Raw genomic sequence first — 13,391 nt, forward strand, 5'->3', positions numbered from 1 at the left:
AGGGAGATTTGGGTTAAATATGGATAAAGTAGAACAACAATACTACCAGCAACAGCAAGCTCTCATTGATGATATACAAAAGGGTATTGCTTTAAATAGAGACTTATTAGTATTAAGGGAGTTACTTTTATCCTATAAGTACAATGGAATGACTCAAAATATAATGCGAGATTGTTTAAACCAATTAAGAGCTATGGAAGATGAAAATACTATTTTAGACTTACTCGATTTTGTCGAAGGTTTCTGTTCCTTAGATTGGAAAATATACCCCTGAAGATTAAGAGTTGATTGTTTATCTTGTTTTTCCGATTAAGGAACTATTTGCAATGGCAATTATGGCATTAACGTGGATAAAGTTGATACTACCAGCGTTTTATAACCAGTTAGTTAATCAACGCATAAATAAGCATTAATCTACATTGCTGTAGGTTAATGCTTTTTAGTGTTTCTTTTTAAGAATTAAAATGCTTGGCGAAAAATCTCAATGATCTCTTTTTCATTACCTTTACGAGGATTAGAGAATGCATTACCGTCTTTAAGTGCCATTTCAGCCATATATGGGAAATCAGACTCTTTCACACCTAACTCACCTAAATGTTGCGGAATACCAATATCCGCAGAGAGGCGAGCGATAGCTGCAATAGCACGTTCAGCTGCATCCATTACGGATAAACCTACAACATTTTCACCCATAAATTCAGCAATATCAGCAAATTTTTCTGGATTAGCGATCAGGTTATAACGTAATACATGAGGGAGTAATACCGCATTGGCTACACCGTGTGGCATATCATATAAGCCACCCAGCTGGTGAGCCATTGCATGAACATAACCAAGGTTAGCGTTGTTAAATGCCATTCCTGCTAAAAGTGAAGCATAAGCCATATTTTCACGGGCTTTTAGGTTTGTACCCAAGGCTACCGCTTGACGCAAGTTACGAGAAATCAAACGGATTGCTTGAATAGCTGATGCATCGGTGACAGGGTTAGCATCTTTAGAGATATAAGCTTCAACCGCATGAGTTAACGCATCCATACCTGTTGCCGCAGTCAGTCCAGCAGGTTTACCGATCATTAACAGAGGATCGTTAATAGAAACAGAAGGGAGGTTGCGCCAGCTCACAATAACGAATTTGACTTTAGTTTTGGTATTAGTCAGAACACAGTGACGAGTGACTTCACTCGCTGTGCCAGCAGTGGTATTTACGGCAATAATAGGTGGCAGAGGATTTGTTAGTGTTTCAATGCCTGCATAATTGTAAAGATCACCTTCATGAGTGGCTGCAATACCGATACCTTTACCACAGTCATGTGGACTACCACCACCCACTGTAATTATCATGTCACATTGTTCCTTGCGGAACATTGCAAGACCTTCGAGTACATTAGTGTCTTTTGGGTTAGGTTCTGTGCCATCAAATACGACAACATCAATACCCGCTTCTTTTAGATAACCAATAGTTTTATCTACGGCGCCATCTTTTAATGCTCGTAGACCTTTATCCGTTACCAGCAGGGCTTTTTTACCCCCCAATAATTTGCAGCGTTCGCCAACAACAGAGATAGCACCTGGACCAAAAAAGTTAACATTCGGTACCAAGTAATCAAACATACGATAGCTCATGATAAACCTTCCAATATCAGATTATTATTCAGATAAATTAAAGTATTAGAGCATTTTCACCGCATTGGTTATTAAGTCAAGAGAGGTGCTTATCAATAAGGTGAATCGATTCATTTAACCTTGGTTCGTTTGATATAAGTCAACAGGATATGCTTTCTTTGAAGAAGGCGAATTCGATCTAATATCTGCTAGATTTTCTAAATATCTTGGAAAAAAAAGAAATATAAGCAGTAATATTAGAAACTTTAAGCTAAAACCAAATAACTTGAGGTACTTGAGGTATAAGTGAAAGGGAAGGCTGAGACGATAAAATAAAACACCCGCAAGCAGGTGTTTTATTATGTTATATTTGGTAAGCGTAGTTTATTCGTTGAAGTACCAATATCCTTGATTGATAAATTCGGTTAATTCTGCAACAAAGGCTGGAACCATCAGTGCATCACCGAGTTCATCGGCTCCAACTTCCGTAAACTGGCACAGCGCATCTGCGCCTTTCGTTTCTTTGGTAGCCCAAGCTTCTGTATTCACAAAAAAATTATCTTCGATGCGTAGGACACGCAGTCCGCTTAATCGGATCAGTTTTTCACCATCATTCAGTGCGTTCAATACTTCTTCTGGCTGATATGGCGGTTCAGCTGGGGCAACATCCAGCTCATGGCGTGGTGTGGTTGCAAAACGACCTAACCATTGTTCAAAATCACTAGGCTTATTGATCATCTCAATCATCATGGCACGCAGGCGTTCAACTTCGTGAGCTTCCATTTTTCCTGCATTGTCGCGTACTGTCAGATTAGGATCGCCATAATTTATTCCACCTAGATCTTGTTCCAGTGCGTAGTCTGCAAAACTGCTCAGCAAATCACGGCCATTTGGTCCACGAAAGCCGACAGAATAGTTCATCGTATCTTCGAAAGTGAAGCCATCATGAGGGAATCCAGGTGGAATATATAGAATATCTCCTGGTGCCATTTCTACATCAATAATTGGTTCAAATGGATCAACATGCAGTAATGCAGGATGCGGGCAGAACTGACGCATTGGCAGGGCATCACCTACACGCCAGCGGCGACGACCCATTCCTTGAATGATGAAAACATCATAGTTATCAATATGTGGTCCGACACCACCTCCGGGTACTGAATAGGAGATCATCAAATCATCAAGACGCCATTCAGGTAATACGCGAAATGGTTTCACCAACTCAGCGGACGGCATATGCCAATGGTTGACCGCCTGTACCAGCAGTGACCATCCTTCTTCGCCTAATTCGCTATAATCTTCAAATGGACCGTGGCTTGCCTGCCATTTGTTGTCAGTGAGGCTGACAAGACGACTGTCAACTTCTGGTTCCATTGCCAAACCGGCTAATTCATCTGGAGTGATAGGATCGATAAAATTAGGAAATGCATTTTTCAGTACAACAGGTTTTTTTTGCCAGTATTTTTCTAAAAATTCAGGCCAATTAAGATTCAGTTTGTTAACCATGTGACCACATCTGTATAAAGGAATAAGCTGGTAATTATAGAAGTAATGCGCGGTCATATTTTTGTTTGGCATCAAATGCCAGTCAATAACACTAGCGATGGGAGTTTGATTTAGAAAATGAAAATATCAAAGATCATTGGGTCGGTGTTTTTACTTCTGATTATGTTATTACTGAAATCAACTTTACTGAGGTAGTGATATCTAAGAAGGTTTATTAAAATCCTTTTAGCAGTGGTATTTGAAGAAAAGACAAAAAACGTATATTCAAGATCGAGAAAAAGCATAGGCGAATAAGCCTTAAGTTGAAAATGAAGCAACATAATCAACCAGCCCAAATCAGAGATTTCATTGCCTATCCGTATTTAGATACCAAGATTCGCATAATGTATATTATGTTAAATTGACTGTGGTAATAAATAACTTCATATCCCAGCGTCACTTCTCAGTAAATCAACAAGTTTCATCATTCAAATACGCGTTATTTCTTTTTTATATTAAAGTAGAACATCAACGCTTTATAACCTTTCTCGCTGATAGTCACTTCTCTATATCCTTGATGTCGTGTTAACCATGCTTGAGCTTCTGCATAATGAAAAAAAGCGGTACCAATTTGCCCACCTAAATGAAAACGACGTTCACTCCAATCCAAGCATGGACAGCAAATATTACGTGAATGCTTTGCTTGAAATTCAATACCTATATTTTTAAATCGCTCAACACCTAGCGTTGTAATAGCATGGCCATCTTCTGTTATCCATTTTTGCTGACAAAGTGAATCATAAATATTAACGGCTACTTCACCTGCTAAATGATTATAACAAGTTCGCGCCTTCCTTAAGTTTTTGGGCGTTGTGATTTTAGCTTGTGAAATATGGTCGGTTGAAAAACTCATTAAATTTTCAATAACTTTTGCAATATCATCGTTAGCTAATCGGAAATAACGGTATTTACCTTGGGATATCACAGAAATCAGACCCGCATTCAGTAATTTGGACAAATGACTACTGGCTGTAGAGGCAGAAATATCAGCTACAACCCCCAGTTCCGTTGCTGTCCACGCCCTTCCATCCATTAATGCACAGAGTATTTTGACTCTGGAAATATCAGATATTGCCGCACCCACTGCGGCTATTGCTGACTCTACAGTGTGTTGATATTCTGATTTCATCTCTGGTTTAGCCATTTAAAATTTAAGCTCTTTTATTGTAGCAAGTTATCGAGTCTATTTAATTACAGACTTTCTGCATCAAATGAATATTCACGCGCCAAAGAAGCAATGCTAATTTTGTAAAAATCGAAAATAGACTCTCGACCTTCTTGTTGCGCATTTTTATGTAAAATATTTTTCTTCCATTGCAAAACAGCTTCTTCATTTTCCCACCAAGAAAGTGATAATAATTTTCCTTCGGTTGATAAACTTTGAAACCGCTCTATTGAAATAAATCCCTCAATATCCGTTAGTAATGGCTTTAAATCGGTCGCTAAAGATAAATAATGATCCTGTTTTCCTGGTTTAATTTTGACTTCAAATATCACGGCAATCATTTGTACTCTCCTTTATTGAGTGATAGTGAGTGTATTGATAAAAAATAGACAACACTTCGATATTTGTTGAAATGAGAGCAATATTTATTTTAAAAATAAAGCAGAAAGAGACTATGAGCATCTTCTGATAAAACTAAATCTTCTGATGCAGTTGACACAATTTATTCCCATAAGAGGAATAGTACATATAATAGCAATAGCAGTAACTAATAATGGTTTTACCCAAAGAACGATACTCTATGATAATTAAAGATCCATAAAATCATCATGCTCGGAATAATAATTAAGTGCATTAACTAAATCATCTAACGTTGCAGATGGTTTTTGTTCTAATGCTAAATCAATAACATCCGCAAACTGCTGACCAGAATATAAATAGACGAGATGATTCATTTGTACAATGTTGGGATAGATTTCGTTATCGTTATCATCAACGTCAGGATAATCTGCAATAACATACTGTTGCCCTATTTTTAATTTGTCTTCAATATCATCTTCACCATATAAACAAAAATTATCATCTCGCGACTCAATTTGTTTCATTGCCAATATAAGATCTGTTAGGTGATATTGGTGATCTTTTTGCAACATATATAGGCTCTCAGTCAATTTAACAGTAAATTATTGCCAATAGCGTACAACGTTTGTAGAGCGTGGCGCTATAACTTAGTCTTATTTTCGTGAGAATTGAACACATAAAACGCCTAAAATAACCAAACCAATCCACAAAACCTTACTTAATGGAAACTTGCATTATGCTTGTTGCAAAAAATGTATTACTTGAGCCAAAAGTTGAAAGTAAAAGTGTAGAGTCGTTCAATAGCACTAATTATCACTATTCTCATTTATTTCATCTAATTTATTACTAAGAATGTTATCACATTGGATCATGCCATCCCATACTGCTGAAAATGGATATGATGGATTTCTCATATTAATAATAAATTTTTTAGATCTATTTATTTCATCCGGATGGTCATTCCCTCTTATAATCTTCATTTTGTGATACATAAACAAGGAATAGTTTTCATTAATATCATTTTCTAGTGTTTGTTTACTTAATTTTCTGGTAGGTGTGTTATCTTGATTACAACACATATTGATTAATCTGATGGTTTCTAATAGTTCTTCAGATGGGTTCTGTTGTTTTTCACTGGCGATTATTTTCCAGTGCGGACAATATTCTAATTTAATAAAAATATTATCAGAAATAATAAAATCATCTGAACAGCAATCTATTGTTGATTCAAAATCATCAGATTTAATGCTATTACATCGTTCACATGATAAAAATAAATTATTCCAGTCATATTTTATATTATCATCACCTCGATGTGGAACTCTGTGTTCCACCCTGGGTGATTGTAAGTTCTTAGTTTCACATATATAACATTTTCCATGAAACATTTTATTTAATGCTTCTATTATTTCAGGCGATTTGTAATTTGTTTTATCTCTACAACCTTGAGGTATTACATTATCTCTTTTTGTATTAAACATAATCACTCACCTATATACATATTTAACGCTGTATAATATATTGCTTTTGATTCGGAATCTAAAATGCTTAGTGAAGATTCTAATTCTGAAAAAATAGAGTTCAATAAATCTTTATCTTTACCTCCAGCTTCAATTTGTTCTTTTAATTTTTGTATTTTTTCTCTCACTGTATTAGGAATAACATCCACGTCAAGTATGTTTTTTACTATATTTTCATAAGAATACATAGTTAATGATGGAATATTTATATTTTTTGTTATGTCAAAAATAATAAAATCGTCACTGGAACCGAGTACAAAAGGCGAATGTGTAGTAATTATAAATTGTATTTTAGGAAAAGTTGATATTAACATAGGTAATACTTTTCTTTGTATTGATAAATGCAAATGGGCATCTATTTCATCTATTAATACAATACCTTTTATCTCAGAAGGTTCTATTGAGTAAAGGCTTGCTCTAAATAGTATTTCGGTAAATATATCCAGTATTGCTGAATAGCCAGAAGATAACTCTCTAAATGATGATCTATAGTATTGATCTCTTACTATATACAATTTATAATTTTCATAATCAAATTCAAAATTAATACGACACTCCATTAAAATAGATATTTTTTCTTCTAATTCACGTATCCATAGTGATAATTTATTTGCTTTTGCTGGTTCGTTATTTTTATTATAAAGCGCTTCTTGCGTATATAAGGTAATGAGATAGGATTCTAAATCTTGATTTGTGTATTTATTTAGCATTGAACTTTGATCGACTGACAACCAAGATTCTTTTATTTCCGAAATGGGTTTTGTACCATGAGATTCATTAATGCTTATCTGTCTTGATGCTCTGAAATAGAAGTAGATAAATTTTTTGTAATAAGATTCTTTAACCATCTCATCAATATTATCTATTTCCACATTGATTTTAAATTGAAATTCTTTTAATTTCAAATTTTCTTGATCTATGTTTTTTTTATATCTGTAATACGAAGTGTAGTCATTTTTTGACTCTGCTTCATTCATCCATAGAGTGTAGTTATCAATATTTGTTTTTATTTCCTCAATAAAATTACCCGTATTGTTAGAGAAAATACTTTCAAAGTACTTATTTATTTCTTGCAATAAAGATGTTTTTCCTGAGCCATTATTACCTATAATTACTACACTCTTCTTATCATCTAAATCAATTGAAATATTCTTCTCTGTAAATGGAATGGTGCCATTGATTGATTTTATAATCATATAGTATTCCTAAAAATCAGCTTAAAAGAGCATCTTACACAAAACAAAAGGAAATAGGTTTTTATTTTATACTTTTTTGTTCCTTCTCTCAGTCGCGATATCAAATGCCAAACTCCGTAAATTAGGGGTATGGTTTATTAATGCGCGATGCGTTGATGCTTGGCTAATAAAAGCAAAGCTTTCCCCCCAAGGGTGTTGATAACGGTCACGTACGATAGGTGCGCGCCAATATTGCAATAACCCTTCCAAAGGCAAATGATCGTCTCCGATGGTTAATGCCTGAGTGACTAAGTGTGGAAACTCACGTTTGATCTCTTTCGCTTGTAAGTACCAGCGTTCTCTTCCATAAATGGCAGCTTTTAATGTGATATTATTATCACTTAAATACCATACTTGGGGCACAGCTTGTTCATCTGCGTTAATTCCTGAAACTGCATCAGTAAAGCGTTTAGCACACTGTAGATTTTGCACCAACGCTTCTCTTACTCGTTGATTTTGTGCTGAACTGATCGATGTTTTATAAGGGCCTAAGCGATAGTGCTTCCAACATGCCTCATCATAGATATCAAAATCACTTAATGCTCTGCCGTAGTTGTCTATTACCACCGGATTGGGTGGTAATAATTGGTATACAAAAGGACAACCGCAGACATCATCAGATGAGAAGCCATGAAGGTAACCACTTCCGGCATAATAGCCAGTCTCCATCATTGATAACGCCTGAAATGTACCATGCCAAGGTGGCCCAAAGGCATACCATTTTGCTACTAATGCTCTATTTTCAGGAGTGGTATGACGCAACCAATAGCGTATTGCGAGGTTAGACGCGGATTGTGCAATAATAATAAAAGGCTGGCTCTCGCCAAAAACTATTCTTAGCCGATTAACTTCTCTATCAATAGCATCCACCAGCAATCGATGATCGGCTCGCCAATCATGAGCAAGGAAAAATAGATCTTGCCCTTCACGATAACCCAATGCGGTTTCAAGAACATCTTTAAGCTCTTGGGTGACCAATGTGCTCACTAAATAAGGGACAATCGAAAATGCGTGCAATTGCTCTGTGGCTAATACACGAGGTGAATGCTGTGCGTTGGGATGTTCATATTCATAATCACTCTTTGTAAAGACACTACGATGATCACCCCAAATAAAAGCCTGCTTTTGTCTATCAAAAAGCTTAGTTCCTAAAATTCCTGGTAAATAGATAATAGGAAGATTCGGCACTTTATCATCAAGTTTCGCTTTACGAATTTGAGACGCAATAAGCTGAGCTCGTATTAATGACCATCCTCTATTGAGTGGCATATTTTTAGCGTCCTTTTAATGGAATAAGAGTGATAGGCACATTTTCGCTACCAAAATGCGTTTTTTCAGCTTCAGTAACAGGGAAATGAGCACGATCGTAAACCTCAAACAGTTGGCAAGGTTCATTTTTGTGATGATAAAGGCAGATCCCCTCTGCTTTAGGACTACTTTTGGACAGCATAAAGCGATGACAACTGTTGGTGCTGATTGGGCCAACAGGCTCACCTTGTTTTGTAATAAATTGATAGTAAATAGGTGATTCATTTTTTTGTTCAATATGGCAAGCCTGAACAGGACCACGGAATGGATGTGTAATACAGATAAAACCATCAGGGATATGTGCTGATAATTTATCAGTGTTAGAGCCCGCCCAAGGTAAAATAATAGAAGGCTGAAAATGACAATGAGGACATTGCCCATTATCTAAGTGAGATTGTGCAATTAACCCACTTCGCTTAACTAATAAGGTATGGCATTGTGGACAATAAGAGTTTGCGCTGTCTGTATCAAACACATTTCCGACGTAAACATAGCGCATACCTTCGTTTAAGGCTTGCTGGCGAGCTTGTTCTAAAAAGGGAATTGATGTGCGTTCAACGTGTCGATATTGGTAATCAGGATGGAAACGAACATAGTGCAAAGGAATATCTGCATCAAGATATTTGAGCATCCAATCCGTGACTTTTTTCGCTTCCTCCAATGAGTCATTACGTCCTGTCACACATAAGTTAGAGACTTCAAGATGCGGATTATTTGTGGATTTGCGTGCATCATAAACTTGTTTAATACCGTCAAGAACGGGCTGTAATCGCCCTCCTGTATGTTTACGATAAAAACTATCTTGCATTGATTTTAATGAAATACTAAAGATATCCATTACACCTAGTAATTCATCAATACCTTTCTCACTGATATAAAATGCACTTTTATAGAGATTTTTTAAGCCATATTCACGAGCAAGCTTCGCCGTATCCATAACAAATTCATGCCAAACAATCGGATCATTATAAGTCCACGACAAAACTCGGATATTATGTTTTAACGCATAATTGACCACATCCTCTGGGCTGTAATACGCCACATTGCTGTCTTGCACATAACGAGCTTGGCTTGTACTCCAATTTTGGCAAAAATCACAACGTAGCATACAGCCAATATTACCTAACGATAAGATACGTTCACCCGGTGCATAATGATATACCGCTTCGGTTTCTATCGACTCTTGTGTCATCGGAACAGATTTACCGTAGTTTAACGTGACTAAACTGCCATTCTCATTGCGTCTTAGTTTGCAAGTTCCTGTACGACCTAAATTAATTTTACAGGCTCGTGGGCAAAGCTCGCACTGAATACGATTGTTTGAAATTGGGTGCCATAAGCGCGCAGGATGCCCTGTTTGTTGCCATTGCTTCATTCTTACCATGAGTTATTCCTTTTTATCATTACAATGATGGTTATTTCCACGAAGCGGCAAAGTGGTTTTTTGTCGGCTACCTGTTTGCCAGTATTTCAAGACATGACGTAGTGACCAGCTAAAAGGATGGCCTTTTGCCGGTGTATTAATTAAATAATGGCATTCGCCTTGTGGTGTTAAATGGGCGATCAGTTTAAAACCGGGGCCAAACGTATATGGCTTAGTTTTAATGGTGTCGCTATTCCCTATTTGAGATTGCGTTAAGAAATCTGCATTTTGTCGTGTCGCGTGAACAGTTTCACGATTGCCACCTTGATAGAGATAACGTCCAGTTAATAGACGATTAAGCCATAAGGGTTTTTTGATACTATGCTGGAATTCAACATAAGGGCGTTCCATTTTTTGGCTAGCGATTAACGCACTGGCATAGGTTTCACGAATTAATATGGGGATCTCTTTTTCTTCAAACTGCCAATCTTGAAGATGGTATTGCAGAATATTGAGAATACTCCAGCGACAACTTGGCCAAAAATCCGTATACAGAGCACGTGATCCTCTTTTTAATACCTTGCCTAATACCTTGTCAGTAAGATGTTGAGTCCACACATCAAAAAATCGTGAGGCATTTAATTGTTGAGTATCGCCATCCCACTGCGAAAGGATTTTATCTTCGGGCACATAAGGGAGTAAAAAAGCGAGTGCTTGTTGGGCAAAAACATCTTTTTTATCATCTTGGAGTTGGCAAAACGTCTCAACAGTATGTTTTTTTGTTTGCTGAATAAGCGCTTCAATACGCAACGCTCTTGTCGGTGGATGCCAGCGATTAGATAGTGCAGGTTTTCGATTAAAAAGAGACTCGCTATATTGATTGGCATAAAGAACATATCCCCGTTCAGGGTTATATTCGGCGGGTAAATCATCAAAAGGAACATAACCTTGCCACTGATGTAATGGCTCCGTTAGGCTCAATACTAAACTGCCAATTTCACGATCACGCTTAGGAATATATCCCATACTCTGTAAGCCAATATCGCCGTAAATATCGGCATATCCCACCATCATAGGGGAATTTTTTACATGCTTTAAAGCCTCTCGAAATGATGTCCAGTTATGGCATTTTGCAAGCTGATAAAAAGTAATATCGCCACTTGGATCATCTAAGGCAGGCCAGCGTAAAAATAGACCATAGCCCGCTTTTTCAGACATTAAGCGACCTTGTGAATAATCATAAGTGACGAAAGTATGTTGACGCTTTGAGGTTAAACCAATGGTATGTGTTCTTTTAGTTAATGCCTCCCATCCATTGATGGTTTCGACCTTCTCATTTTTTAAATCAATACGCCCCCAAAATAAATCTTGGTTATCCGCCATAATACCGACCATTCCCCAAGCTGCATGAGAATTACGCCCCACAATAATGCCTGGTGAACCAGGAAAATGTGAACCCATTACGCTTAATCCTTCGTCGCTTTCTAAGCGACATAACAGATTAAAACTAGGGTTAACATGTCCCATATGCGGATCAGCCGCTAATATCGGTTTACCCGATGCGGTAAACGAACCATTCACTGCAATCACGTTAGAGCCCGTATCAGGCGAGGCTAATCCTAAGTGCTGTAGGCCTTTTAGCCCTTCTTTAAACGCTGCAATCACTTCGGGGTAATATTCCCCCTGTTCATTTAAAGGTAATGGTGGAATTTGATTGCCTTCAAGACTAAAGGTAGATAAAAGTTGTTGATGTTGAGATGTTGTAAGTCGATTTGCTAAGCGGGTATTAAACAACTCATATTGCCATGCTGAGTTAATAAAGTATTTCAATTGCCCTAAGAGGTAGCTATCTGTCGTGGTAAATTTTTCAGGTTGGTAACGCAATAATAAACATTCTATAGGTCTGATTTTTAAATCGTTAATGGCTTGGTTTATACCTGCAATATACGCAGTGATATGTTGAAACTGTGTCGCCTGCCAGCTATCCTTCGGTGCATTTTTATCGTTAAGCTCTGCAATTTTAGCTAACTCTACTAATCCTAATCTACGTTGAAAAATATCTGTTCTAAGCGCACCATTTCCCATTACTTCACTTAAGCGACCACTAGCAACTCGACGAGATAAGTCTAGTTGCCATAAACGTAAATAGGCTGCGCCATAGCCTTGCCCATAAAAAACCGCATTATCCGTATCACCTTTTATACTTAGCAGTTGCTCCGTCTCTAGTGACAATGTCACGTCACCCCATTGTGAAGTGAGCGTCCTTGGCTTCATTTTGACTCCTTATTCATCAATGTGTATTGGTTAGCAACGCTTTGGGCATAATCCTTAAAGTCATTTAATGATTCTGCTGCTGTCCATCCTAATAGTTGCTCTGCCTTATAAGATGAATAGGTATAAGTGCTTCCATCCATAATACGTAGTGCTTCACAAGAAAGTGGCATGGTAAAACCTAGCATAGAGGATCTATCCATCAACCATGCTAATGGCCACAAACTACGGCGATCTTTTGTAGGTAGTGGTGGTGTTTTTTGTATTTCACTTAATAGTGTGAAAATTTCAGGCATAGAAAAAACATCACCTGTAAACAGAACCGTTTCTTGTGGTTTATCTAAAGCCAGTAATCGCAATAATCCATCACATAGTTTTTCAACATGGCAAAGTTGAAAGGTACTGTTTGTGCTGATTTGAAAAGGAATTTTTTTATTGAAAAAAGCAGATAACGTCTGTGCTAAAACGCTATTGTCACCTTCACCAAATACACCACCACAAATCGCAATTTTAATTGGCATTCCTTGTTGCTGGTGACGCTCGACTAATGCGTGAGCGATTTGCTTAGTTTCTTCATAATAACTGCGAAAATAACCATTGTGACGATGAGTCTCATCAAGTAATAATCCCTTCGTTTCCCCTAATGCTGCCGTTGTGCTGGTATATAAAACCTGAGAGATTTGTGCTTTTTTGGCTTCATTCAGTAAATTCAATGTGCCAGTGACATTGGTTTGATACATTTTTTGATGTTCTGAACGTGTCGGTGCAATGCCTACTCGATAATCAGCCGCTAAATGAATAATGATATCTTGTCCACTCAACGCTTCTCGGTAGGTATTCGGTTGCAATAAATCACCTTTCACCACCTTAGTACCGTTGGGTAATGCTGGACGATAAGAGTGATTTTTATGAGTTTCGCGACATAATATCGTTAATTCATCACTAAGTTCTGCAAGTTTGGGCAATAAGTAAGAGCCAATAAATCCACTAGCACCTGTGATAAATATTTTCCGTTTATTCAA

12 protein-coding genes are annotated in these 13,391 nt (G+C 37.2%); 1 reads left to right on the plus strand and 11 read right to left on the minus strand.

The window, feature by feature from the left end; all coding sequences use genetic code 11:
- Positions 1-19: 19 nt before the first annotated feature.
- Positions 20-274 carry a hypothetical protein gene (locus GTH24_RS09170; protein ID WP_082151743.1) on the plus strand — a complete coding sequence of 85 codons (255 nt, stop codon included), beginning with the start codon at positions 20-22 and terminating at the stop codon, positions 272-274.
- A 185-nt stretch (positions 275-459) separates the two neighbouring features.
- On the opposite strand, the gene dhaT is transcribed toward GTH24_RS09170, so the two are convergent.
- The 11 genes from dhaT to GTH24_RS09225 all read right to left on the minus strand — a co-directional run bounded on the left by dhaT (position 460) and on the right by GTH24_RS09225 (position 13,391).
- Positions 460-1,623 (minus strand): 1,3-propanediol dehydrogenase, encoded by a 1,164-nt coding sequence (dhaT, locus tag GTH24_RS09175; protein WP_164526296.1) that lies wholly within the window; start codon positions 1,621-1,623, stop codon positions 460-462.
- 363 nt (positions 1,624-1,986) lie between these two features.
- The gene (locus tag GTH24_RS09180) at positions 1,987-3,108 is read right to left on the minus strand and encodes a cupin domain-containing protein (RefSeq protein WP_072068040.1); all 1,122 of its coding nucleotides are present in this window, start codon (positions 3,106-3,108) and stop codon (positions 1,987-1,989) included.
- 478 nt (positions 3,109-3,586) lie between these two features.
- Positions 3,587-4,291: an ArsR/SmtB family transcription factor gene (locus tag GTH24_RS09185; RefSeq protein WP_072068041.1), complete on the minus strand. Its 705-nt coding sequence runs from the start codon at positions 4,289-4,291 to the stop codon at positions 3,587-3,589.
- Positions 4,292-4,338: 47 nt separating this feature from the next.
- Positions 4,339-4,653 carry an antibiotic biosynthesis monooxygenase family protein gene (locus tag GTH24_RS09190; RefSeq protein WP_072068042.1) on the minus strand — a complete coding sequence of 105 codons (315 nt, stop codon included), beginning with the start codon at positions 4,651-4,653 and terminating at the stop codon, positions 4,339-4,341.
- Positions 4,654-4,899: 246 nt separating this feature from the next.
- Positions 4,900-5,244 carry a DUF7716 domain-containing protein gene (locus tag GTH24_RS09195; RefSeq protein ID WP_072068043.1) on the minus strand — a complete coding sequence of 115 codons (345 nt, stop codon included), beginning with the start codon at positions 5,242-5,244 and terminating at the stop codon, positions 4,900-4,902.
- Between the two features lie 234 nt (positions 5,245-5,478).
- Positions 5,479-6,153 (minus strand): HNH endonuclease, encoded by a 675-nt coding sequence (locus GTH24_RS09200; RefSeq protein ID WP_072068044.1) that lies wholly within the window; start codon positions 6,151-6,153, stop codon positions 5,479-5,481.
- Positions 6,154-6,155: 2 nt separating this feature from the next.
- Positions 6,156-7,388 (minus strand): AAA family ATPase, encoded by a 1,233-nt coding sequence (locus GTH24_RS09205; protein ID WP_072068045.1) that lies wholly within the window; start codon positions 7,386-7,388, stop codon positions 6,156-6,158.
- Between the two features lie 66 nt (positions 7,389-7,454).
- Positions 7,455-8,696 carry a lipase/acyltransferase domain-containing protein gene (locus tag GTH24_RS09210; protein WP_164526297.1) on the minus strand — a complete coding sequence of 414 codons (1,242 nt, stop codon included), beginning with the start codon at positions 8,694-8,696 and terminating at the stop codon, positions 7,455-7,457.
- A 4-nt stretch (positions 8,697-8,700) separates the two neighbouring features.
- A complete protein-coding gene (amrS, locus tag GTH24_RS09215) occupies positions 8,701-10,119 on the minus strand; it encodes an AmmeMemoRadiSam system radical SAM enzyme (RefSeq protein WP_164526298.1) in 1,419 nt (472 codons plus the stop codon).
- 3 nt (positions 10,120-10,122) lie between these two features.
- On the minus strand, positions 10,123-12,372 hold the full coding sequence (locus tag GTH24_RS09220) for a penicillin acylase family protein (protein ID WP_164526299.1): 2,250 nt from the start codon (positions 12,370-12,372) through the stop codon (positions 10,123-10,125).
- Positions 12,369-13,391 carry an NAD-dependent epimerase/dehydratase family protein gene (locus GTH24_RS09225; protein ID WP_164526300.1) on the minus strand — a complete coding sequence of 341 codons (1,023 nt, stop codon included), beginning with the start codon at positions 13,389-13,391 and terminating at the stop codon, positions 12,369-12,371. Before GTH24_RS09225 ends, GTH24_RS09220 begins: the two co-directional genes overlap by 4 nt.

This window comes from Proteus vulgaris (genome assembly GCF_011045815.1).
In the GTDB taxonomy this organism is placed as follows: Bacteria; Pseudomonadota; Gammaproteobacteria; order Enterobacterales; family Enterobacteriaceae; genus Proteus; species Proteus vulgaris_B.